The 24,234-nt window shown below is 69.6% G+C and carries 14 protein-coding genes and 3 pseudogenes; 4 read left to right on the top strand and 13 right to left on the bottom strand.

The annotated features are described in order from the left end of the window. Positions 1 to 29 precede the first annotated feature (29 nt). From ACZ4SF_RS34920 to ACZ4SF_RS34910, 3 genes are read right to left on the bottom strand one after another with little or no spacing between them, the layout of a single operon-like run. Positions 30 to 4,415: a MupA/Atu3671 family FMN-dependent luciferase-like monooxygenase gene (locus ACZ4SF_RS34920; protein ID WP_468392535.1), complete on the bottom strand. Its 4,386-nt coding sequence runs from the start codon at positions 4,413 to 4,415 to the stop codon at positions 30 to 32. Then, complete coding sequence (locus ACZ4SF_RS34915; protein ID WP_468392533.1) at positions 4,412 to 9,478, bottom strand: amino acid adenylation domain-containing protein; 5,067 nt, start codon at positions 9,476 to 9,478, stop codon at positions 4,412 to 4,414. Before ACZ4SF_RS34915 ends, ACZ4SF_RS34920 begins: the two co-directional genes overlap by 4 nt. Before the next feature lie 15 nt (positions 9,479 to 9,493). Further along, positions 9,494 to 9,718, bottom strand: coding sequence for an MbtH family protein (locus tag ACZ4SF_RS34910; protein WP_468392532.1), 225 nt, complete (start codon positions 9,716 to 9,718; stop codon positions 9,494 to 9,496). 862 nt (positions 9,719 to 10,580) lie between these two features. Here ACZ4SF_RS34910 and ACZ4SF_RS34905 point away from each other — a divergent pair. Further along, positions 10,581 to 10,840 (top strand): annotated as a pseudogene (locus ACZ4SF_RS34905) (YdcF family protein); the annotation flags it as partial. A 220-nt stretch (positions 10,841 to 11,060) separates the two neighbouring features. After that, positions 11,061 to 11,481: pseudogene (locus ACZ4SF_RS34900) on the top strand (transposase); the annotation flags it as partial. Between the two features lie 53 nt (positions 11,482 to 11,534). Here ACZ4SF_RS34900 and ACZ4SF_RS34895 read toward each other — a convergent pair. The 6 genes from ACZ4SF_RS34895 to ACZ4SF_RS34870 all read right to left on the bottom strand — a co-directional run bounded on the left by ACZ4SF_RS34895 (position 11,535) and on the right by ACZ4SF_RS34870 (position 16,098). Further along, a complete protein-coding gene (locus tag ACZ4SF_RS34895; protein WP_468392530.1) occupies positions 11,535 to 11,843 on the bottom strand; it encodes an NUDIX domain-containing protein in 309 nt (102 codons plus the stop codon). 215 nt (positions 11,844 to 12,058) lie between these two features. Continuing rightward, positions 12,059 to 12,616 carry a DUF3291 domain-containing protein gene (locus tag ACZ4SF_RS34890; RefSeq protein ID WP_468392528.1) on the bottom strand — a complete coding sequence of 186 codons (558 nt, stop codon included), beginning with the start codon at positions 12,614 to 12,616 and terminating at the stop codon, positions 12,059 to 12,061. 231 nt (positions 12,617 to 12,847) lie between these two features. Next, positions 12,848 to 13,159, bottom strand: a complete 312-nt coding sequence (locus ACZ4SF_RS34885) for a hypothetical protein (protein WP_468392526.1) — start codon at positions 13,157 to 13,159, stop codon at positions 12,848 to 12,850. A gap of 687 nt (positions 13,160 to 13,846) precedes the next feature. Further along, complete coding sequence (locus ACZ4SF_RS34880) at positions 13,847 to 14,926, bottom strand: MerR family transcriptional regulator (protein ID WP_468392524.1); 1,080 nt, start codon at positions 14,924 to 14,926, stop codon at positions 13,847 to 13,849. Between the two features lie 411 nt (positions 14,927 to 15,337). Then, positions 15,338 to 15,478 (bottom strand): hypothetical protein, encoded by a 141-nt coding sequence (locus ACZ4SF_RS34875; protein WP_468392522.1) that lies wholly within the window; start codon positions 15,476 to 15,478, stop codon positions 15,338 to 15,340. 245 nt (positions 15,479 to 15,723) lie between these two features. Continuing rightward, positions 15,724 to 16,098 (bottom strand): hypothetical protein, encoded by a 375-nt coding sequence (locus ACZ4SF_RS34870; protein WP_468392520.1) that lies wholly within the window; start codon positions 16,096 to 16,098, stop codon positions 15,724 to 15,726. Positions 16,099 to 16,550: 452 nt separating this feature from the next. Here ACZ4SF_RS34870 and ACZ4SF_RS34865 point away from each other — a divergent pair, with 452 nt between their 5' ends. Beyond that, a complete protein-coding gene (locus tag ACZ4SF_RS34865) occupies positions 16,551 to 18,317 on the top strand; it encodes a protein kinase domain-containing protein (RefSeq protein ID WP_468392518.1) in 1,767 nt (588 codons plus the stop codon). 268 nt (positions 18,318 to 18,585) lie between these two features. Here ACZ4SF_RS34865 and melC2 read toward each other — a convergent pair whose 3' ends face one another. After that, a complete protein-coding gene (gene melC2, locus ACZ4SF_RS34860; protein ID WP_468392517.1) occupies positions 18,586 to 19,404 on the bottom strand; it encodes a tyrosinase MelC2 in 819 nt (272 codons plus the stop codon). A gap of 43 nt (positions 19,405 to 19,447) precedes the next feature. Next, positions 19,448 to 19,936, bottom strand: a complete 489-nt coding sequence (locus ACZ4SF_RS34855) for a tyrosinase family oxidase copper chaperone (RefSeq protein WP_468392515.1) — start codon at positions 19,934 to 19,936, stop codon at positions 19,448 to 19,450. An 877-nt stretch (positions 19,937 to 20,813) separates the two neighbouring features. On the opposite strand from ACZ4SF_RS34855, the gene ACZ4SF_RS34850 reads away from it, so the two are divergent. Next, positions 20,814 to 21,173, top strand: a complete 360-nt coding sequence (locus tag ACZ4SF_RS34850; RefSeq protein ID WP_468392513.1) for a hypothetical protein — start codon at positions 20,814 to 20,816, stop codon at positions 21,171 to 21,173. 308 nt (positions 21,174 to 21,481) lie between these two features. Here the strand turns inward: ACZ4SF_RS34850 and ACZ4SF_RS34845 are convergent, their stop codons facing one another. Next, positions 21,482 to 23,506, bottom strand: coding sequence for a SpoIIE family protein phosphatase (locus tag ACZ4SF_RS34845; RefSeq protein WP_468392511.1), 2,025 nt, complete (start codon positions 23,504 to 23,506; stop codon positions 21,482 to 21,484). 469 nt (positions 23,507 to 23,975) lie between these two features. Further along, positions 23,976 to 24,219, bottom strand: a pseudogene (locus ACZ4SF_RS34840) (short-chain fatty acyl-CoA regulator family protein); the annotation flags it as partial. Between the last annotated feature and the right edge of the window lie 15 nt (positions 24,220 to 24,234).

The raw sequence follows: 24,234 nt of genomic DNA, 5'->3' as shown, positions 1-24,234 counted from the left end.
GTGCCGTGTCGAAAAGTTCGCTGGCACGCTCACGCCCCCGTCCTGCCCGCTCGGCGTGCGGCGGCCTGTCCTGCGACGCGGCGGGCGGCTGCCCGTGCGGCACCCGCGCTGACCGCCTCGTCGGGTCCTTCGGCCGGCTTGCGGTCGATGGCCTCGGCGAGCGCGCGTGCGGACGGGTAGCGGAACATGTCCACCAACGAGAGCCCGCTGTCACGGTGTTCGAGCAGGCGGGCCCTGGCCACGACCACGAGCAGTGAGTTTCCGCCGAGGGCGAAGAAGCTGTCGTCCAGGCCGACCCGGTCCACGCCGAGTACCTCCCGCCACACGTCGGTGACCAGCCGTTCGGTCGCGTTCGTCGGCGGAGCGTACGCGGTCGTGCCGTCGGGTCGTGCGTCCGACAGGTCGGGCAGCGCCCTGCGGTCGACCTTCTTGTTCGGGGTCAACGGCATCGCGTCGATGGGGTGGAGGGCGCTGGGCAGCATGTAGCCGGGCAGCCGTGTGGCGAGGAAGGCGCGCAGTTCGGTGCCGGTCGTGGGCCGGTCGGTTGCCGGAACGTAGTAGCCGGTGATCCGTTGTTCCGCGCCGGTGCCCCGGATGACGGCGACTGCCGAGCGGACGCCCGGGTGTTCGGCGAGCGCCGTCTCGATCTCGCCGAGTTCGATCCGGTGGCCGTGCAGCTTGACCTGGTCGTCGAGTCGGCCGAGGAATTCGAGTGCGCCGCCGGGCGTCCAGCGGGCCAGGTCGCCCGTTCGGTAGGCGCGTGCGCCGGGCCGGCCGGCGAACGGGTCGGGCTGGAAGCGTTCGGCGGTCACCTCGGTGCGGTTGAGGTAGCCGCGGACCACGCCGTCCCCGCCGAGCAGCAGTTCTCCGGGTACGCCCGCCGGGCACAGCCGCGTGTCACGATCGACCACGTAGGCCCGTACGTTCGCCAGCGGCCGCCCGATGGTCACCGGGCCGCCGTCGGGCGGGATCTGGGACGTCGTCGCCCAGACCGCGGCCTCGGTCGGCCCGTACATGTTGTGGACCGTGCCTGCGACGGTGTCGGCGAGTTCGCGGGCCAGGTCGGCGGGGAGTGCTTCGCCGCCCACCAGCAGTCGTTCGAGCCGGGGCAGTTGGGTGCGCGCGTCCTGGTCGGCCAGCAGGGCGCGGGCCAGTGAGGGCGTGCACTGCAGGTGCGTCACCGTGTGCTCGCACAGTTGTTCGGCGACCGGTTCCTCGGCCTTTGCCAGCGCGGCGTTCTTGCGCTCGTCGCTGATCTCCCGGACGGTGGTCAGGTGGGTCAGGGCGTCGAGTGCCGCCTTCTCCTCGACGCCGAAGTCGATCAGGCAGGCGACCTCGTCGACGCCGGCGGCCTTCATCCGGTCCACCATGTCGGCGCAGACCTCCGGTGTGCCGAGCAGGCTGGCGGTGGCGAAGAACCGGTCGAATGCCCGGTCGACCAGTTCCCGCAGTTCCTCGGGGGGAAGCGCCTTGAAGTCCTCGGCGCTTCCGGTGGTGATGCCGAGCGAGGCGATCAGGTCGAAGGAGGTCTCCAGGTACCGGCTCATCGGTTCCCGGACCAGCTCGCGGACCTCGTCGATGTCCGGGCCGACGAACGTGTGGACCATGACCACCACGTGGCCGTCCCCGGGTCCGTGCCCGTGCTCGCGCCAGGTCTTGCGGTACAGCGCGATCTTCTCGGCCAGTTCCTCCAGGCTGTGCCCGAGGAGGTGGGTGAGCACCCCGGTGCCGGCCTCGCCTGCCATCCGGAAGGTTTCCGGGTGCTTGGCGCTGGTCAGCCACACCGGCAGCTCCGGCTGGACGGGCCGGGGGAAGACGCCGACCTCGACCTCGGCGCCGACGCCGTTGCGCCGCGGCACCTTCTCGCCGCGCCACAGCTTCCGGACCTCGGCGAGGCCGTCCATCATCAGCTGCTTGCGCTTGTCGTACCGGTCCGGTGCGAGCGTGAAGTCGTTGGCGTGCCAGCCGGATGCGAGGGAGATGCCGACCCGGCCGGCCGAGATGTTGTCCACGGCGGACCATTCCTCGGCCACCCGCAGCGGGTCGTGCAACGGCATGACCACGCTGCCCGCACGCACCTGGACGCGCTCGGTGACCGCGGCGACGGCCGCCGCCATCACCGAGGGGTTCGGGTACAGTCCGCCGAACTGGTGGAAGTGGCGTTCGGGGGTCCACACGGCCGTGAAGCCGTTGCGGTCGGCGAACTTCGCGCCCTCGAGCAGCAGGCGGTAGCGGTCGTCGGAGCTGGCTTCGGAGTCGCTGCCGAAGTAGAGCAGGCTGAAGTCGATGTGCCGGGCGCGGGCCTGGGCCACCGCGGCCGACTGCGCGGCGGCCGGGGCCGACGGCAGGGGTGGTTCACGGCGCAGCACGATCCGGTGGCCGTGTGTCAGCGCCCACAGCAGCTCGACCACGGAGATGTCGAAGGAGACGCTGGTCACCGCGAGCCAGGTGCTGGGCTCGTCGGCGCCGAAGACGTCGTCCATCCCGGCGAAGAGGTTGGCCACGTTGCGGTGGGTGACCATGACGCCCTTGGGCTGTCCGGTGGATCCGGACGTGTAGATCACGTACGCCAGGTTGTCGGCGGTGACTGCCGGGGGCGGGTCGTCGGGCGGGCTGTCCGGTGTTCCGGCCAGGTCGGGGACCACGACGTGGGAGGCACCGAGGCGGCCGGCGGCTGCGGCGGAGCCGGAGTCCGCGACGACCAGTCGCACGCCGGCGTCGCCGACCATGAACGCCAGTCGGTCGCGCGGGTAGTCGGGATCCAGCGGGAGGTACGCCGCGCCCGCTTTGAGGATCCCCAGCAGGGTGACCATCAGCAGGGATGTGCGGCCGAGGTGGACGCCTACCGGCTCGTCCGGTGCCACGCCGAGCCGGCGCAGCCGGCCGGCGAGCCGGTCGGCGAGCCGGTCCAGCTCGCGGTAGGTCAGGGTGGCGTCGGCCGCGACCACGGCGACCGCGTCGGGTGTCGCGGCCACTCGCTGCGCGAGCAGTTGGTGCACCAGGGCGTCGGGGGTCTCGGCCTGGGCGCCGGTCTGCCAGTCGGCGAGGGTGGCCAGCTCGGCTGCCGGCAGCACCGCCAGTTCGTCGACGGGGCGGTCCGGGGCGTGCGCGGCGGCGGTGATGACGTTGACGTACCGTTCGGCGATCCGCTGGGCGGTCGCGGCTTCGAACAGGTCCGTGCTGTACTCCAGCCGGCCGGTCACGCCGGCCGGGGTCCGTGTGAGGCTCAGGGTGAGGTCGAACCTCGCCGCGCCGGTGTCGCCCAGCACCGGGTGCACCTGGCAGCCGTCCAGGCGCAGCCCTGTTCCTTCTTCTTCGTACCGGTAGCTGAACAGCACCTGGAACAGCGGGTTCTGGGCGAGGTCGCGGTCGGGGTGCAGTTCTTCGACGAGTTTCTCGAACGGCAGGTCCTGGTGGGCGAGCGCTCCCTTGACTTCCGCCCACAGCCGCTGGATCAGCTCACGGAACGTCGGGCTGGAGGCGAGGTCGCAGCGGAGCACCAGGGTGTTGGTGAAGAATCCGATGAGGCGGGCCAGTTCGGGCCGTTCCCGTCCGGAGACCGGGGTGCCGACGACGACTTCGTCCTGGCCGACGTGTGCCCGCAGCAGTACCGCGAAAGCGGCGAGCAGGACGCTGTAGAGCGTGACGCCTTCGGTCCTGCCCAGCTCTTCGAGCCGCTGGACCGATGCCGGCGGCAGCTCGAAGGTGAGCGCGGCGCCGCGGTAGCTCTGTACCAGCGGGCGGGTGTGGTCGGTGGGCAGGAGCTGGGCGGGCATGCCGGCCAGCCGGTCCGTCCAGTACGCCAGCAGCCGGTCGAGCTCGGGTCCGGCCAGCGTGCTCTGCTGCCACTCGGCGAAGTCGGCGTACTGCATGGGCAGGTCGGGCTCGCGGTGTTCCTGGCCGGTCAGGGCGGCCCGGTAGTGGACTTCGAGTTCCCTGCCGAGTGTGCCGACCGATGCGGCGTCGCAGGCGAGGTGGTGCACGGTGAGCAGCAGCCGGTGCTGCTGCTCGCCCAGGCGCAGCAGGCGGGCGCGGATGACCCGGCCGGCCACCAGGTCGAACGGGGCGCTGGCTTCCTCGTCCGCGAGCCGCGGCGCCTCGTCCGGCGTCCGGCCGGGTGCGGTCAGGTCGACGACGGGTATGGGCACGGGGGCGGGCGGCAGGACCACCTGGTGGGGGGTCCCGCCGGTGGAGCGGAAGGCGGTTCGCAGGATCTCGTGGCGCCGCACGACTTCGGTCAGCGCTTGTTCGAGCGCGGTGCGGTGCACCGGGCCGGTGATGTCGTAGCCGAGCGGGACGTTGTAGACCGAGCTGCCCGGCTGCAGCTGGTCGAGGAACCACAGTCGCTGTTGTGCGTACGACAGCGGAGCCGAACTGTTCTCTCCCCCGGCTTCCGGTTCGATGGCTCCGCTCACTGCTGCACCTCGGATTCCTGCGCGTCGCGCAGGAGCGACTCGCCTTTCTCGTCACTGGGCCGGTCGAGCCCGGACGGCGGCTGCACGGCCGTGCGGCGGTTGCGCGGCGTGATCGGGGCGGGGCCTGTTTTCGGTCCTGTCGCGGCGGCGGTCACGGCGTCCGCGAGGCTCGCCACGGTGGGTCGCTGGAGGAACGTGAAGATCGGGACCTCGACGCCGAAGGCCTCGTTGACCTGGGCCACCAGCCGGGCCGCCAGCAGGGAGTGGCCGCCGGCGCGGAAGAAGTCGTCCGCGCGCCCCACCGGCTGGTCGTGGAGCAGCGCCGAGGCGAGCTGGGCGACGCGTTCTTCCGTCGGTGTCCGCGGTGCCTGCTGTGCCTGGGGTTCGGCCGGGGTGCTCGGTGTCAGGGCGGCCAGCGCGTCGTGGTCCACCTTGCCGTGTTCGGTGAGCGGCAGGGCGGGGAGCAGCACGATCTTGTCCGGGACCATGTACGCGGGCAGCCGGTCCTGCAGGAACGCCAGCAGCTTTTCCTCGGGGGTGGTTTCGCTGCGGCCGTCGGTGCAGGCGTATGCCGTGAGCGAGGCTTCGGCTCCGGCCGAGAACGCGCGGGCGACGACGACGGCGTCCCGTACGTCCGGGTGCTCCCTGAGCGTTGCCGCCACTTCTTCGGGCTCGATCCGGAAGCCCCGGATCTTCACCTGTTCGTCCGCGCGGCCGAGGAATTCCAGCTGGCCGTCGGGGCGCCAGCGGACCAGGTCGCCGGTGCGGTACAGGCGTTCGCCGGGTTGGGCGGCGACCGAGTCGGTGAGGAAGCTCTGTTGGGTCAGTTCGGGGTGGTTGACGTAGCCGCGGGCCACTGCCGTGCCGCCGAGGTACAGTTCGCCGCGGACACCGGTGGGCACGGGCTGTCCTTCGGTGTCCAGCACGTGCGCGTTGACCCCGCTGATCGGCCTGCCGATGGGCGGCCGCAGTCCTGCCGGGTCCGGTGGGACGAGGCCCGCTGTCGCCACCACGGTGTTCTCCGTCGGTCCGTAGTGGTTGAACAGCTGGAACGGCAGGCCGTCGGAGGGCGCTGCCGGCAGCACGTCGCCGCCGGTCAGCAGCGCGCGCAGCGCGGTGTCGGCCGGCCACGGTTCGGCCAGTACGGCTGCGGCGACGGGGGTGGGCAGGAATGCTGCGGTGATCTTCTCGTCGCCGAGCCAGCGCACCAGTTCCGCCGGTGCGGCCCGCAGTTGCGGCGGGACGACGTTCAGGGTGGCGCCTGCCGCGAGGGTGGGCCAGATCTCCCACGTGGATGCGTCGAATCCGGGGCTGGCGAACAGTGTGGTGCGGTCTGCCGGATCGAGCGCGTACTCGGCCATGTGCCAGGCGACCAGGTTCGCGAGGCCCCGGTGTTCCAGTGCGACGCCCTTGGGCCGGCCGGTGGATCCCGAGGTGTAGATGAGGTAGGCCAGCCGCTCGGGGGTGAGCTGGTCCGCGTGGACCGGCTCGTCGGTGGTGTCGGCGGCCAGGTCGAAGACGTGGAGGCTCTGCGTGGAGGCCGGCAGCTGCAGCCGTGTCTGGGACGTGGTGAGGATCTTGCGTGCGCCGGCGTCCTGCAGGATGAAGGCGATTCGCTCGGCCGGGTAGCTCGGGTCCACGGGCAGGTAGCATCCGCCGGCCATGAGCACCGCGAGTTCGCCGACCACCAGCTCGGGGGAGCGATCGGCGTACACCGCCACCGGTTCCTCGGCGGTGATGCCGGATTCGCGGAGCCGGTGGGCCAGTGCGCCGGCGCGCTGCCACAGCCGGCCGTAGCTGAGCTGCCCCTCGGGCCAGCGCACCGCGGTGGCGTCCGGTCGCGTCCGCACCTGTCGTGCGATCAGCTCGGTCACCGGCTGGGTGTCGGCCGCGGCGGGCCCGTGGGCCCAGCGGTCGAGCTGGTCCGCTTCCGCGTCCGGGAGCAGGCGCAGGGTGCCCACGCGCGTCTGCGGCCGGGCCACCGCGTCGGCGAGCAGGGTCAGGTAGTGCGTGACCATCCGCTCCATGGTGGCTTCGTCGAACAGGTCGGCCGAGTGCTCCCAGATCATGGCGAGGTCGTCGTCCTCGGGGCGGGGCGCCCGGCCGAGGCGCTGCTCGGCCCGCGGGATCACGATCACGTTGAGGTCGGCCTTGGCCGAGTTGTTCGAGCGTTCGGTGACCCTGCCGGTGAGCCCGCCGAAGTCGATGTCGGGCACTGCCGAGTCGTGGAAGCTGAACATGACCTGGAACAGCGGGGTGCGCGAGGGGTCGCGGGCCGGGTCGATCGCGTCGATCACCGCGTCGACGGGGGTGTCCGACCAGGCCAGTGTCTCGGAGACGCTCTGGCGCACCTGCGCCAGCAAGTCGCTGAACGGCTGGTCGGCCGACACCTTGGTGCGCATGACCAGCGTGTTGACGAGCATGCCGAGCAGCGGCTCCAGCTCGGGCGCGTTCCGGTTCGCCGCGCCGGTCCCGACGAGCATGTCCTGCTGTCCGGTGTAGCGGTACAGCAGTGCGGCGAAGCCGGCGTACATGGTGGAGAACAGCGACACCCGGTTCTCGCGGCTGAAGGCGCGCAGTTGCCGGGCCAGTTCGGCGGGGATGCGGATCCGCGGCGCCCGGCCGCGGAAGGTCATCACCGGCGGCCGCGGCCGGTCGGCGGGCAGTTCCAGCGTGTCCGGGGCGCCGGCCAGGCGGGCGGTCCAGTGGTCGACGTGGCGGCGCAGCACTTCGCCGCGCATCCAGTCCCGCTGCCAGATGGCGTAGTCCGCGTACTGGACGGCGAGTTCGGGCAGCGGTGAGGGCTGTCCGGCGACGAAGGCCGGGTAGAGGGCGCGGAACTCGGACAGGAACACCGAGAGCGACCAGCCGTCGTGGACGAAGTGGTGTTCCACGTGGAGGAAGGTGTTGTGCCCGTTCCCGTGGCGCAGCAGTACCCAGCGGGCCAGGGGCGGCTTGGTCAGGTCGAACGGCTCGCGCAGTTGCGCGGCGACGACCTCGTCGGCCTGTTCGGCCGGGACGTCGAGCACCTGCAGCGACGCCTTGGCCTGCGCGAGCGGGCGCTGGTAGCCCACTCCGCCGACGGAGACGAAGGCGGTGCGCAGGACCTCGTGGCGGCGGACGATCTCGTCGAGCGTCGCGCGCAGGGCGTCGACGTCCACGTCGCCCTGCAGGGACACCGTGGCCTGGAAGTTGTAGGCCAGGTTGCCGGGCGAGAGCTGCTCGAAGAACCAGACCCTCTCCTGCGGCAGGGACAGCGGTATCGGCCGGTTCCGGTCGGCTCGGCGCACCGGCGGTGCGGTCGGTGCGATCGCCTGGGCGGCGGGTTCGGGGCCGTTGCCTTCGGTCGCGGCGGCCCGCTGGTCGATGATCGCCGCAAGATCGGCGACGGTGGGCGCGCCGAACAGCTCGGGCACGCTCACCACGGCGTGCAGCTCCGCGGTGATACGGGCCGCGAGCCCCGCGACGAGCAGCGAGTTCCCGCCGAGGGCGAAGAAGTCGTCGTGGACGCCGACTTCCGTGCCGCCGAGCAGCCCGGCCACGATCCTTGCCAGTGCCGCCTCGGTCGGGGTGCGGGGCGGGACGGCGGTGTCGGCCAGGCCGGCCGCTGAGCGGTCGGGGGCGGGCAGCGCGGCGCGGTCGACTTTGCCGTTGGGGGTCAGCGGCAGCGCGGGCAGCACGACGACCGCCGCCGGCACCATGTAGCTGGGCAGCCGGGCTGCGACGAAGTCGACCAACTCGGCCGTGGGGACGCCGGTGACCACGTAGCCGACCAGGCGCGCCTCCGGGCGGCCGGAATTTTCGACCGCCACGAAGGCGTCCCGGACGCCGGGGTGCTGCTTGAGGACCGTGGCCACCTCGCCGGGTTCGATCCGGAACCCGCGGATCTTGGCCTGGTCGTCGTAGCGGCCGATGTACTCGAAGACCCCGTCGGGGCGGCGGCGGACCTTGTCGCCGGTGCGGTACATGCGCTGTCCGGGGGCGCCGATGTCGGGCACGAACGCCGCCGCGGTGCTCACCGGGTCGTGCAGGTATCCGCGTGCCACGCACGCGCCGGCCAGGCACAGTTCGCCGGCCTCGCCGTCGGGCACCGGGTCGAGCCCGTCGAGCACGTAGCAGCGCACGCCGTCGACGGGCACGCCTATCGGCGGCGGCACGGGTCCCTTGGGCAGCACCTCGCCGGCCGTCACCTTCACCGTGCCTTCGGTCGGCCCGTAGAGGTTGATCACGGTGAAAGGCAGCCCGTCGGGCACGCCGCGCTGCATCGCCGAGCCGCCGGTGTGCAGGTACCGGAGCGCCGTGTGCGCGGGCCAGGTCTCGTCGAGGACAGCCTCGGCCAGCGGGGTGGGCAGGAAGGTCACGGTGATCTGCTCGTCGGCCAGCCAGGCGGTGAGCGCGGACGGCGAGGTGCGCACCTCGGCGGGCGGCACCACCAGTGTGGCGCCGGCGGTCAGGGTGAACCAGACGTCCTGGACGGACACGTCGAATCCGGGACTGGCCAGCAGGGTCGAGCGGTCCTGGCGCCGCGTGCGGTAGGTCCTCTGGTGCCAGTGCATCAAGTTGGCCAGGCCCGCGTGGGTCACCGCGACGCCCTTGGGCCGGCCGGTCGAACCCGATGTGTAGATCACGTAGGCCAGTGCGGCGCCGTTCGGGTGGGGCGGTGCCAAGACGGTCGCCTCGGACGGTTCCTTGGTCAGATCGACCAGCAGGACGTCGTCGCCCAGCGGTGCTCCGCCGGACACCAGCGGCGCGGTGCTGAGGACCGCGGCGGCGCCGGAGGCTTCCAGCAGTTGGCGGATCCGCGCGGCCGGGTGGGCCGGGTCCAGCGGCAGGTAGGCCGCGCCCGCCAGCAGGACGGCCAGCTCGGCGACCACCAGTTCCGCTGACCGGTCGGCGTAGACGGCCACGACGCTGTCTTGGCCCACCCCCCGGCCGGTGAGCTCGATCGCCAGAGCGGACGCATGCGCGGCAAGGCTTTGGTAGGTCAGTGTCAGGTCACCGTCCTGCACCGCGACCGCATCCGGTGCCTCGGCCACCCGGGCGTGGAATTCATTGAGCACCATCTCGCACGTCATCCTTCACTGCCGGGAGTGAGTGGCTGAAACGGCTTCCTGCGCGGCCCGGCGCAGACTCAGCGGGCGCATGTCCGTCCAGGCCTCGTCGATGTGGGCCAGGCATTCCGCCTTGGAACCGCTGACGCCGCCGCTGCGCCAGCCGAGGGGCAGGTCGCGGTCGGCGGGCCAGATCGAGTACTGCTCCTCGTCGTTGAGTACGACCACATAGGACTGGGTGTCGCCGTCCATGGGTTCTCCTCCGGTTCGCGGGATACGGGGTGGTGTGCTGCTGGTCGTGCCCCTGCGGCCGTCATGCCGGGCGTCGCGGGCGTGGACGCGGGTACGACGGGCACGACGGGCGCTCGCGCCGCGGGAGGCCGTGAAGACGGAAATGCATGCGGAGCCTCACAGCCGAGTTCTGCTTCGCGTGAGGCCCGGAAACGGCCGGCCGCCTCGGCACCGTCAAAACAACCGGGCCGCTCCCGCACTCGGTGACCGGCGAGCACCGGATGCGTGCGGACCCCGAGACCACGGCCGTCGGCGAACTACTGCCCCCCGTGCGTTCCATTCCGACAGCATGGGTCGCATTGGTTCGCGCCGATAGAGTATGGCAATTACTCCGGTAGTCCGGTAAATCAAGGATTGGGTAAATAGGCGGTGTTCGCCGGCCGCCGAAGGAGGGGTCACCTTCCTTCCGTGTCCTCGGGGCGGCGTACCGGCCGTCAGACGGGGACCGGGAACTCGGCGGCGTGCCCGCCGTCAGACGGGGACCGGGAACTCGGCGGCGTGCCCGCCGTCAGACGGGGACCGGGAGCTTGGCGGCGTGCCGGCCGTCAAGCGGGGACCGGGAGCTTGGCGGGGTGCCGCCGCGCGGTGGTGGACGCGAAGGGCCGGGCCTGGGTCCAGGCGCGGGGTGCGCCGGCGGGACCGGCAGACCTTGGCGAGCGGCCTCCGACTCCCTACACACACGCCGGCAAATGGGCGGCCGGCATCCGGGCCGCGGAGCAACACCGTGCCCGTGACGGACACCTCCAGGTCCCCCGCAAGCACATCGAAGCGGCCGACGGTGTCCCCTACAAGGTGGGGCAGTTTCACCGGCCCGCCGCCGGGCCGACGAGCTCTGCCCGATGTCGAGTGGGTGAGCGCTTCCACCCCATGACGCTCCGGGAGTACGCAGACTCGGTCGGCGACGCGCGCCTCGTCGTCGACATGCTCGTCGGAGCGCAGCAGCGGCTCACGGTCTACCCCAGGCAAGGTTTCATGATCGAGCTTCCGATGCCTGACGACGTATGGCATGCGGGTGGCCGACTGCGGGCGGCGGGGTTCACGAGCCGGCTCGTGGCGGAGCAAGGCGCTCATGGCGGCGTATAGCTCGCCCGGTGCCGTAGTACGACTCTCCCGTGCCGCGTCAGCCAGTGATCCGGCATCCGGCATGCGAAAAGGTCGGTCGCATCATCCGGCCTGAACGGCCCTTGGTATTGGAATAAATGGAGAAGTCGAGATTCCTCTTGTTTAGTTTGCGGTCAAAAAGATCACGACATACTTAGCCGGAGCACTAAGACGGTGTCCTGTGTGGTGACCGGTCGTTGGGCTGTCTACGGGGCGGGGTACGTGGAGTTGGATTGTTCCGGACGGGCTGTGGGAGATCGCCGAGCCGCTGATCCCACCGTCGAAGGTGCGGCCACAGGGCGGCGGAACGCAGGACACGCCTGATGAGACGCTGTTCGCGGCGATCATCTACGTGCTGGTCAGCGGTTGCGCCTGGCGGGCTCTGCCGCCGTGTTTCGGGATATCGAAGTCGACCGCCCACCGCCGCTTCCTGATCTGGTCGCGGGGCGGGGTGTGGGGCCGACTGCATGAGGCGGTGCTGCACCGACTCGATGACGCCGGCCTCGTCGACGTCTCGCGCGTGGTCCTCGATTCCGCTCACGTGCGGGCTGAAAAGGGGCGAACTTACGGGCCCGAGCCCCGTGGACCGGGGTAAGCCGGGTTCCAAGATGCACGTCTTGTCTGGCCTTTCTCGGCCTCGCTGCGGCCCTGTGCTGCTACAAGCGACTCGTCCGCCTCACCACATAGGACACCGTCTAACGCCTTCGATCGAATCGGCGCCAGTCACCTCGGGCTCCTGGTGATGCGTCCGACCTCGCCGCGAGTCACCGTGAAGGCGTACCCGATGTCCAGGTGGTGGTGCTCCGACTCGCCCTTCTGAGGCCGGGCCGGTACCTTGCCGTACTCGACGTGGACGGGCGTCAGCGGAACCGCGGAGACCTGGCTGGGATCGAATGCCGGTCTCCTCCGTCAGCTCACGCACCGCCGCCTCGACCAGCGTGCCATCGGTCGGCTCAAGGTGGCCGCCGTCAGGGACAGTTCGCATGTCTCAGTCCCTCTCCTGTCTCACCGATACTCAGGTGAGGGCGTCGAGATGATCCGATGCGAAGCAGCGGCAAGTGTCTCGGAAACAGACGGGAAGCGTTGCCCGGTCGTGACCTCGCGTCCGTACGTGTGAAGGTCCGTTTCGGAGGCCGAACTGTGTTTGCCGTCATTCAATCAAGGCGTTTGACAGCGAACCCAGTCGTTCAGGCTTCCTTGTCAGCAAGCCTGGTCGCTCTGCGGCCCGATGTCTTTGATCCTGGTCGGAGTTCCGTCCGGGGCGAAAGAGTGGTGGAAGGTGAAGGCGTGCGGCGTGGAGCCGTGGTCGTGGAGGTGTTCCAGCCTGGAAACCCCGTCCTGCCAGGTGGGTATCACGCCGTCGGAGACCCACCAGAACACGTGACTCGGGTGTCCTGTCCTTTCGAACCAGTCGTGACGCCTGTTCAGTGCCTCGCGGTGCAGACCGGTGTAGATGGCGTCGAAGGCGGGGCGCAGGTCGGTCCAGAGTGAGAGGGTCGCGGCCAGGGCGATGGTTTCCATCGTATGGCCCTTGCCGTACCAGGCCGGTACGGCGAACTCGCCCCATGCACCCCAGTCCAGGTCGAAGTGCGTGCCCCGGCCACCATCTGCCGCTTCAGCATGAGCGAGGTATCCGGGGTGCTGGCTGATCCTTTGGTAGATGGCCTCACCGCTGTGGTGGAGTTCGCGCGTGAGAGGTGCGGGATCGGCAAGAGGTGACTTCAGGACGCCGAAGGTGTACAGCGCAAGATGGGGCATGCGTCTCTCCCTGGTTGGGGGTGCCTGGTGTGGACCCGGTTCGGTGGCTCGGTGGCTTACGCCTGGGGGCGAGGATTCGTGGGCGTGACCAACTCATCCCGTCGCGGGTGGCTCAGCCTGAAGGAACTCCTGTGCGACCGTGGGCGATCGCCGAAGACCAGGTGAAGGTAGCTGCCTCTGCGGGACATGTCGAAGTTGCGTTTTCCCTGTCCAAGTGGCCTCCTGCACCGGTCATTGCGGGGGCTGGGACGGTGGCGCTGCCTGCCGTCGTGGAAGTTCGCATCGGCCCCTGACTTTCGCCTCGCGCGCCAGGTTCTCCTTGGTCAGCTCGCCGTCGGTGTGCAGCGGCTCGCCGACCAACAGTCGGGCCATGGCCTCGCGGAGCTTGGTCTCCGTAGCGGCGGACACCGGCATCAAGCGCACCCTCGTCTTGTCGAACGGCGCTTTTGCCGAGCGGACTTCAGCGAGCCGGGTCAGGGCCTGCTCGCGCGGAGGCTTGGACAGCTTCATCTTCAGCAGCGACACGAGGTCGGCTTCCACCATCCGCCAGATCCGCTCGTGGGTGAGGGTCAGCGCCGAGTTGCGGCATCGGGCGGGCTGGCAGGCTCCCAGGAGCGGGGTCTGGCCGCGCTGATCGGGCGGGAGTTGGTTCTGTCACTCGGCCGTGGGGGCGGTCCACAGACAGTGGTTGACCGTGCCCAGGTGCAGACCGGCGAACTCGTCCCGTAGCAGGGTGATTCCGGACGCTCGTCGGCGAGCTGGGCACGAAGGACGGTGCTCTGCACGATGACGTCGTTGACCTTGTCGAGTCCGGCGTGGAAACGGGCGGCGCCGGGACCGACCGCGATGACCTCCCCGGCCCGGCGGGGCCTGGAGAAGGGAGGCCAACTTCTTGGCTGCGGCGACTCGCAGCTGGTTGTCGAACTCCTTGGCCCACCGTGCGTCGGGCTTGGCGCAGGCGAGCGTGGTGCGGTTTGCAGGTGATCTGCGCTGCCTGGGATTGAGTGGAACAGGTGGTGGGCGGCGTCCCGCTCAATCGCAGGCAGCGTGATGTTCACCTACGGAGCCAAGCCAGCAGGCGCCGGGGGGCCGGTCGCAATGTTCCGGCTGCCCTGGGCTGGGGAGCCAGCTTGGCACTCCTCGCTTGTCGGGCGAGTCGGTACTCGGCAGCTCGGCGGATGAACTCCTGAGAGCGGATCTGGTGCGAGTCGGAATGCATGCCGTTCGCTCCTACTGCTGGAGCTCCAGGACGTCGGCGACTACGCAGCTGACGTTGTCGGGGCCACCGGAGGCGTTGGCGAGGGCGATGAGTTCGCGGACGGCCTGCTCGGGCTCACTGGTCTCGGAGAGCACTCGGTGGATGTCTTGGGTCGGCACGACGGTCGACAGGCCGTCGGAGCAGAGCAGATATCGGTCTTCCCCCTGGGCGTCGTGAAGACGCATGTCGGGGTTGCTGTCGGCTCCTGGGCCCAGGGCCTTCACCAGCAGCGACCGTTGGGGGTGGGAGGCGGCTTCTTCCGGGCTGAGGCGTTTTTCGTCGACCATCGACTGGACCATGGTGTGGTCGTGGGTGATCTGGAACAGCTCTCCGCCGCGCAGGAGGTAGACACGGGAGTCGCCGATGTGGACGAGGGCCAGCTGTGATCCGGTCCAGAGCATCGCGGTGAGTGTCGTGCCGGTGTCTTCGGATGCAGGGCCCGTCCCGGCGACGTCGTGCACGGCCTGCTTGGCCTGTGCGACGACATCTTCGAGGACGTTGAGGAGATTGCCGGCTGGGATGCTGTCGGTTTCGAGGTGCTTGAGGGCGTCGATGGCCGCTGCGCCGGCAGGCGCTCCTTGGCTTCCGCAGCCGTCGGCGACAGCGAGCAGCCGCGGTCCGGCATAGGCGGTGTCCTGGTTGCTCTCGCGGACGAGACCCGTGTCGGAACGGGCGGCGTAGCGGATTTCCAGGGACTTGGCGGTCGGGGACATGGCGGGGTCCTTCCGTGACAGGTGGTCGATGAGGAAGGTGGCCAGGTCCCGCCGTGCGGCAGTCTCGGCCTCGACCTGCGCCCAGAACGCGCGGACCTCTTGTCCCGCCGGGCCCGCATCCAGCGTGCAGACGTGCTGGATGCGGGCGAGCGGCATTCCCATGCGCCGGAGCCAGGCGACCAGTCGGGCTTGCTCCAACTGGTCTGGTGCGTAGAGGCGGTAGCCGGTCACCGGGTCGACGCGTGCAGGGGTCAGCAGGCCGAGTTCGTCGTAGAGACGCAACGCCTTCGGCGACAGCCGGGACGCCTTCGCGAACGCCCCAATGGTCAGCAACCCCATGCCCGCTCCTCCTCATGCCGAGCGCATCACCCGGCCCCACCGATGCTGTGGCCTCCCCCAAGGTGAAGGTCAACCAAGGATCGTGTTGGGGCCCGCCCGATCGTCTCCCAAGGACTTGCTCAACGCGATCGGCCACGAACTGGCCCGACGGGGAGGTTCGGCCTGTTCTGCCGGAAGGCCTACGGGGAAGCCTCTGGCCTGGGCAGGGGGCCCCGGAAGCGCCTGTGCCGGAGGCGGCCTCACGGGCAGCCGCCTCCGGGATCCCGACACCGGTAGGTGCCCAGAGCGAGCTGTGCCGTCACAACAGGCTCCCCACCGTCGCGGCCTGCCCGGCAACGAGCTCCTGGACCAGCCCGACGACGTCGTCCAGTTCCAGGCCGACCGTGTCCGCGAGTGTGGCCAGGCCCACGGTCATCCGTCGACGGGCTGGTCGTTCTCCGCCCGGTAGGGTAGCCGGGAGACGCTTGACGCCGGCATCTCCGCCCAGGCCGCGTGCAGTTCGCCCGCGGGCTCTTCGGTCAGTTCCTCGTTCACGCACCGGAGTGTGCTCACGAACCGCTCCACATCGTGTGGTCCTCGGTGCCTGAGCCGATGCCGGCCATGGCCGTGGACAGCCCTGTGCTGACCGCCGGGTGGGCAGCGGAGCCGAAGTGGGACGGTTCTCCGGACAGGCGAGGTTGTCTCATCCGCGCGTGGCGCTGCGGCACCGCTCAGCGCGCCCCGCCCCTATCCCGCATGCGCACTGTGGCCGAGAGTTTGATGACCGATCCGTCAGGGGGCGGCCGATCATGCCCCGTTCAGGGGCCGAGGGGGCTCCAGTCGAACCATCCATGAGAGGTGTCGTAAACCGTCGCGGGCTCGTCGCAGCTCTGAGATGCCGAGATCTGCTCGGCGACGGCGTCCGCGCGCGCCGCGTACCCGTCCGCCAAAATCACCAGGGCCACAACCGCAGACAGGGCGAGGACCGGCAGGATCCGCCAGCGGCGCACCCGCGTGAGGACCAGTGCCGCAACGGACAGCACCAGCCCCGCCAGGAGAAGCCACCGGTTCGTTCCCGCCTCGCGGTCGAGCCTCTCGGAGAGCCCGACAACGTCATCGCACAGGACATACGTCTTCGGCCCGCCGGCCAACGACAGGAAGCGCTCCGCCAAGGCCGCCAGCACGACGAACATCCCCAGGACCGGGAGAAGACTCGGATCCTGGCGCGGCTTCGCTCTCAATTTGCACCCAAGCCCTCTCATACCGACTCAGCAGGCTTCCGCGCGACGCACCACTCGGGCACGTCGAGCTCGCACGAGTCATCACGCGGCCCGCGTCGGCGTGGTTCCAGCACGTTCCTCGCAGTGACAGCGCGGCGCTCATGTCTCACGAGACAGCACACATTCTGGAGAAGGATGGCTACAGCGCCCAGCTCGCCGTGCATGCGGGTGGGCGGGTGCTGCTGCGCTCCCCGGTAGGGGACATGACGGAGTCGCTCCCGAGATCCGGGCGGCGGCTCTCGCGCAGTAGCCGGGGCAACCGAGTTCAACGGTGCTCCAATCGCGTCTTTCTGCCATCAGTGCTGAACTGCTCCCACTAGCCTTGGCCCGCCGCGGTGATGTTCAAGGGGAGGGAGTCACCAGCCGTGCAGCCTTTGCAGGAACAGGACCCAGACCGGATCGCTGACTACCGGCTCATCGGCAGGCTGGGGGAAGGCGGTATGGGCGTGGTCTACCTGGCCCGGTCGCCGCGTGGCCGGATGGTGGCGGTGAAGACCATCCGCGCCGAGCTTGCGGCGGCTCCGGACTTCCGGCGCCGGTTCGCCAAGGAGACCGCCGTGGCCCAGCAGGTCGGCGGGGAGTGGACGGCCGCCGTGCTGGACGCCGACCCGGACGCGGCATTGCCGTGGGTGGCCACGGTGTACGTCGCCGGCCCGACCCTGTATCAGGTGGTGGCGGAGCAGCACGGGTCGTTACCGGAGCGCTCGGTGCGCGGTTTGGCCTCCGGGTTGTGCCGGGCTCTGGGCGACATCCACGATGCCGGGCTCATCCATCGCGATTTGAAGCCGTCGAACGTCATGGTGACCATCGACGGGCCGAAGGTGATCGACTTCGGGATTGCCCGCGCCCTGGATGCCTCCACTACGGGGGGTCTGACCTCCACCGGGGTGGTGGTCGGCTCGCCCGGCTTCATGTCGCCGGAGCAGATCCGGGGCGAGAGGCTGACCGAGGCGAGCGACATCTTCTCGCTGGGCGCGGTGCTGGCCTTCGCCGCCGCCGGGCGGCTGCCGTTCGAGGCGACCGAGGGCCAGTTGCACGCCCTGATGTACCGGGTGGTGCACGAACCGCCCGACCTCACCGGCGTACCGGAGCCGCTGCTCGGGCTGATCAAGGACTGCCTCGCCAAGGAACCAGCCGACCGGCCGACCCTGTCGGAGCTGCAGGACAGGCAGGAGACGCAGTACCGCTCACTGGGGCCGTGGCTGCCGCCGGAGGTGCTGGCCCGGCTGGGCCAGGAAGCGGTGCAGCTCCTCGCCCAGGAGGACCCGCGCACTCGGATGACTCCCGGCGCCGAGCCGGGTGTTGAGGCGATGGCCGAAGCCGTGACCGCACCGGGAAGGCCGCCCACTGCCCCGTTCACCGTCCATTCCGCCGACCCCGTGACCCGCGCCGGCGGCGAGGACGGTCGGGTGGGGGTGCCCAGGCCCCGGCTGGCCGACGAACGCCGCCGCGCCCGCGGCCACGAGGCCCCGGCCGACGGGTACCGGGCCGCTGTCTACTGGCTCCTCTCCCTCGTCGCCCTGACCTCCGCGTTCACGGTCGTCCAGCAGCTCCAGGTCGCCTCCGGAAGTCTTCTGTATGACGAGCCTCTTCCGGATGCAGACGACATCTGGGACCTGACGGACTGGAGTGTCCTCTCGTTCCCCCTCCTGTGGTACGCCAAGCTCTGCTTCGGCGCAGCGCTGCTGGTGGGCTGGCTCGCCTGGTTCGGTCGCGTACGCGCCACCGCCGAGAAGTTCGCGCCCGGCCGGCTGCGGTACCACCCTTCCGTGGCGGTGATCGGCTGGTTCATCCCCATCGCGAACCTCTTCTTGCCCAAGCAGATCGCCAACGACGTCTGGCACGCGTCCAGCCCCGGCCACGGCCCCGCACCGGCCCGCGTGCAGAACGCCTGGTGGGCGCTGTGGCTGCCCATCTTCCTGACCTGGCCCCTGTTCTGGACCCCGTGGACAGCGCTTCTCAGTGAGCATCCCGAGTACTCGGCCGACAGCACGAGCGATTACGCGTACGCGTTCGTGCCGGAAACCTGGATCAGCCTCGTCCTGCACGTCCTCGTTGTGCCGGCAGCAGTCGCCGCCGCCCTCTACGTCCGTCGGCTGACCGCCATGCAGGCGGCCAAACTCCACAGTTGACCGCATGCCGCTCACCCGCGGGTCCGTACGGTCATCCGACAGACCCTCCACAGGTGACAGACGGTCTCCCCGGGAACATAGGACCTGAGTCCTCTGGCGTCGGCGAAGCGGCTCCGGTCGTCGCCGAGCTGACCCGGGGCGAGGTCACGGGCGTGTACTGCGGGGGCGGAATGCCGATCTACGAGTGGCGCCAGGTCCACGTCCGCGTCCGCCCGACGGAGGAACGTGAACCTGCGGCTCCGTCAGCGGATTTGTGCGCGGTACTCAGTCAGCGGTAGGTGTAGAACTTCGTGTGGTCGAGCATGTCCTGCGGCGTCACGTCGTTCCACGGCTTCATCGTGTCGCGCAGGCCTATGACCCCGTCAGGCGCGGTGACCGGCACATAGCCGGAAGACGGGTGCTTGGCCTGCCAGTCTGCCCAGAGTTTGTCGATGAAGCAGTGGTGGAGCCAGAAGACGGGGTCATTCGGTGAGGCGCCGCTGAGCATCTGGCCGCCGACCCAGACGTGAACCCGGTTGTGGAGGTTGGGGCCCTGCCAACCCTCGAGATAGTTGCGGAAGCTCACAGACTCGCTGTTCCACGGAGGGGCGTCATAGGTCGTCATGGCCAGGACGGTGTCCACCTCCTGGCGGGTGGGCAGTGCGCGGACGTTGGCGCCGAGGCCGCGTCGTAAGAAGGTCCGGCCGTCGACACGCACGTTCACCGGCCAGCTGCCTTGCGTGAAGGCGAATGGCCCGGAAGTCACCTGGTCGTCGCCGTTGCGGCCGTTGCCGCCGAGGAAGTTGTCGGACCACAGTGAGCTGTTGGGTGACCGGTCCTTGGTCCAGTCCCAGTAGGGCAGGTTGACCGAGGGAGTGATGCTCTGCAACGCCTGCTCGAACTGCAGCAGGAAGCGGCGATGCCAGGGCAGGAAGGAGGGCGATCGGTGGCCGGTTCGTTCCCCGTCGTCCGTGTCACTCATGATGAAGGCGTTGTGTGTCGTCACGAACTCGTCGTACCGCCCCTGCCGCTTGAGCTCGAGGATGGAGTTGACGAAGTTGCGCCTCTCGGTGGCCGACAGGTCGGCCTGGTTCTTGCGTTCTCCCACTGTGGTGTTCCTTCAGCGTGTGATGGTGGGTTTGCGGGGCTTGTCAGACCATGAGGGTCACGAGAGAGGCGCCGTCCAGGTCCCGTACGGCCGCGCGGGCGACCTCTAGAGGACTGCGCTGTTTTTGGTAGTGATTCACGACACTGAGCCAGGTTCCGTCCATGCTCTGCATGACGTGAAGGTCCTTGTCGTCGATGCGCACTACGAACTCCATGAGAGGGGACTCACCGTCGCCCGGGTGATTGCTCCGGCTGCCGTGGTGGTTGCCGTGGTGTGAGGCGTGCTCGTCACGGGCGGGCCTGCCTTGGATGTGTCGACCCAGATAGATTTCGTCGAACGCTTCCGGCTCATCCCTGGTGCTGCCCTTGGCTGCACCGGCCCGCCCCGCATGAGGTGCCCTGCCGGCGCCGTGCTGTTCAGGGTTTGCCGTTGCTATGTCCGTCCGACTCGCAAGGGCCGCACCGACGACCGCCAACGTGCTTGTGAGCAGGGCTTTACGACGCGTGGGGTGTTTCACCGACGCTCCTGTCATCCGGCCGCTGTGGTGTGAGGACCACTGCGGGAACGTTTCTCTTGGCAACGGGAACAGCGGGGTGCCCGTTGCCGCCACATGGTGGCAGCGATGCGTGCGGGAGCGGAGGTGCGTCGAATGCCATCCCGTGTGAAAGAGACAACCTGACCGGGACGTACACCGTTCAACAGCGGAAGATCTTCTTCCTCTTCGTCGGTCGAGGCTCCAGGGCTGCAAGAACAAGCCCAGCCGGGGTGTTCGCCCAGGAAAAGTTTCGGCTGGCTCGGCCTGACAGTGGTGATACGCGTGCCGATGATTCGACTGGAATGCATGGACTGCATCCGTGGAGCGGGGTAGTCGCCCCAGTTTGACCTGCCTGAGCTGGACGGGTTGCCATCCCGTGCGGCGGCCGTCGCAGCATGCCTTCTCCGGACGGTACGGCTGACGCCTGACGTTCGCGACGAAAGCCGAGCGAGCACATCGGCAGGGCCGACGCGCGAAGTGTCACGCCGTCACGCGGAAGCCGGCCCAGGAGGGAGTCTGAGTGACCTGTGCACTGCGCACCGAAGCTTGATCGTTCGTCATCACGAGCTGACCTTGGGTGTTGTGGTCCTATGAGTACAAGTACTCATGAAGACCACCGAACTGCGGGGCAGGATCGGGGGATGACGACGCTCAGGACGACGACAACCCGGCTCGCGATGCTGCCGTTGGCGGTGATGGCTCTGCTGGCGGCAGGGTGCGGAACACAGCGGGCAGAGGACACCGCCGACGCATACCGGCGTTCGCATCCCACGCCGACCGGCATATCGACACCGAGTACACCAGCGGACTTCCCCTGCCCCGGCGAGAGCCCCAAGCCGACGGCACCCACGGCCGCCACTACCCCACCTCAACCGTGCCGCCGACCGACCACTATGCCGAGAACCACGGCTTCAAAGTTCCCATCCCCCTCCACGGCCAGAGCCGCTGCGACGGACTCGCCACCGTCACACACGTCAAGAGCACACTCGAACCGCTGCGCAGGCGCGGGGACTTCGCCCCGGACGACGTCCGCAACGCGCTCACCAGCCTCGGCTACTCAGCCGAGAAGGTGCAGACGTACCAAGACGGGTCCGCCGGGGTCGGCTTCCTCATCGACATCGGCGCCTCTCCCTGGTGTGTGGAGGGAACGATGAGCAGTGACTCCACCAAGGCGAACGCCTTCGGCGGCTACCCCGACGGCACCGACTGCGAGCCCCCGAGCGGCGGCCACTGACCACAGCCTCCGCCACCGGCAAACCATCAACGTGCACTGTCACCGGTCACTGAAGCCCTGAGTAGCCGCGCAGGCCCGCGAAGGCGGCTCCGGGGCCGTAGGCGAGACCCCGGATGAAGTGTCCGGCAGCAACGGGGCGCTGCCTGCCCAAGGGGTGCGTCGCGGGAGGGAGGGACGGTCTGCGGCCGCCACCGCCGCACCAGTGCCTTGTGCTTCCCAGCCTCCGCCCAGCCTCCGTGCCGCCGGCCGCGAACCGGACAACTGCCATCAGCTCCCCCATGGTTTCCGCGGTCCGCCGGGCGGAGTCGTCACCGTTCAGTCCTGCGGGTCGTTGGCTGTCGTTGTGCCCGTGCGACGAGCAGGGCGACGTCGTCGTGGCCGCCGGGGTGCCGGAGTTGTTGCAGCAGCCGGTCGCAGGTGTCTTCCGCGGAGTGGTCCGGCCGCGTCAGGAGACGAAGGAGGTCGTCCAGGCGTTCGTCGATGGGGTTGTTGCGGGTCTCAACCAATCCGTCGGTGTAGAACACCAGTTGATCACCGGGTTTCAGATCGAGGGTGGTGGTCTCGAAGGGGACACCCCCCACACCGAGCGGGGCGCCCGTGGGGAGATCGAGAAGCTCCGGTGCTCTGCCGGGTCCCGTCAGGACCGGGGGCAGATGGCCGGCGGAGGCCACCTGCAAGCGGGCGTGGTGGGGGTCGTAGATCGCGTACACGCAAGTGGCGATGTACGGGTCCAGGCCGAGGATGATCTCGTCGAGGTGCGTGAGGATCCGGGCAGGGTCGAGGTCGAGGCTGGCGAGGGTCGAGGTGGCGGTGCGCAGCCGGCCCATCGTGGTGGCGGCCTCGATGCCACTGCCCATGACGTCGCCGACCGTGAGGGCCGTGCGGTCTCCCCCGAGTGTGATGACGTCGTACCAGTCGCCGCCGACCTCGCTGAACGCTTGGGCCGGCAGGTAGCGGGCGGCAACCTCCAGCCCAGGGTGCCGGGGCGAGACCTGTGGGAGCAGGCTGCGCTGGAGGGTCTCGGCAGCGCTGCGGATGTGATGATGAAGGACTGCGTTGTCGATGCTCAGCGCCGCGGTCGCGGCGAGTTCGCAGGCGAGGGCGACGTCGTCCTCGTCAAAGGGCAGAGGATTGGCGGCGCGGGCCAGACCCATGACACCGATGACCTTCTCCCGCGCGATGAGGGGGACCGCCAGGTCGGTGTGCACACCGGCCTCGGCGAGCAGGCGGGCGCCCTCGGCGTCGGCGGCGATCCGACCGTGGTCGCCGCTCTCCAGGTGGCTGATCAGGTGGGGCTTGCGGGTGCGGACGACGTGAGCCGCCGGGTGGTCGGCATGGTAGGTGGCGAGCCGGCCGGGCGGCACGATCGCTCGGGCGGCGTCGGTGGGGTACGCCGTCTTCACCGCCAGGACGCGGAACAGCGCCGGGCCCTCGCCCATGTCCGTGCGGCCCGTCTGCAAGATCGAGTCCAGGAGGTCCACGGCGACCATGTCGGCCAGGTCGGGTACGACGACCTCGGCCAGCTCCTGCGCGGTCCGCTCCACCTCCAGGGTGGTGCCGATACGGGCCGAGCCCTTGGCCACCAGGCGCAGGCGCTGCTGGGCCCGGTCGGCCCTTCTGGCTGCCTCGTACCGGTCGGTGACGTCGACCACCACGTTGGCGATGCCCAGCACGCTCCCGTGCTGGTCCTCCAGCCGGTACAACGACACCGCCCAGGCATGCTCGCTTCCCTGGCAGGCGGCCGTACGGCCCACCACCTGCTGATCCACCACGGGGATTCCCGACACCAGCACCTGCCGCATCTCGGCCTCCGCGGCCCGGAAGGACACACCGGGCAGGATCTCGTCGAATCTGCGTCCGACGTGGTCGGCCACAGGGACGCCGTGCATCGCTGCCAGGGCCGGGTTGACCGCCAGGTACCGGAGATCGGTGTCCAGGATCGCCACCCCGATCGGCGCCTGGGTGACCAGCCGAGTGGACAGAGCCACGTTGCGCTCCACCTCCCGCAACGTGGACCGGTCGGTCGCCAGCCCCAGAGCGTAATGGTCACCGACGTTGTCCGTCAGTCGCATGTTGCGGAACTCAACCATCCGGGTACTGCCGTCCTTGTGCCGGATGGGGAAGGCGCCGGCCCAGCCCCGGCCGGTCTCCATCACCTGAGCAAACAGCATGATCGCCGCATCCTGGTGTTCCGGGTGCAGGAGGAGCGGGGCTGCGTAGTGCCCGAGCGCCTCGGTGCCGGTGTAGCCGAAGAGCTGCTCGGCCTGCGGGCTCCACATGTCGATCCGCCCGTCGGCCTCCAGCAGCACCGCAGCGACTCCCAGCAGATCCATCAAGCCGCTCGGGCCCGATGCGGCTTCCTCCGGATGGCCCGGTCGGTTTGGACGCTGTTCCGCCCAAGTCATCGCACTGACTCCTTCCACCTGCTGACCACGCCGGCGTGCCCACCTGACAGCGACGATCGGGTGAAGCGGCCTTCCTGCAGGTCAGCTGCCCTATTCACGATGGCGTGCGGAAGCCGGGAGGGCCAGCGGGACGCGCCGTCGGCTTCACCATCCGAGGCTTCCCGCGGGCATGTCGGTGACCAGTACGACCCCGGCCCCGCTCCGGTCATCACTCCACTCCTACCCCTCCTCGCCGCAGACGGCTCGCGACGGACGCCGACGCGGGCCTCTGACCAGCACGAAGGGGATGCCTGAGCCGGAGCCTGGAGCGGCGGGATCATGCCTGTGTTCGGCGTGGCGGGTTGCAGATGTGCCCTGGCCGGATGGTTGCGCAGAGAAGAGACGAGCGCCGGCCGGGTCAGGTCATGTCGTCTGTCACGGGGTACGGCACGAAGGTGCTGGTGTTCTGGTCGATCCGCAGTGGATGGCCGAGGGGCGGCGCGGCGCGCTGGGGGCAGTCGAGGCGTTCGCAGACGCGGCAGCCCATGCCGATGGGTGGCGGCCGAGGCATTGGCCAGGTCGGGGCCGTCGGAGTAGACGGGCCGGTGGGCATGGCGGATCTCGCAGCCGAGGCCGATGGCGAAGGTCTTGCCGAGTTCGCCTCAGCTGGCACACCC

The organism is Streptomyces sp. NPDC027663, assembly GCF_055566415.1.
This window is presented reverse-complemented; position numbering and strand designations above follow the sequence as displayed.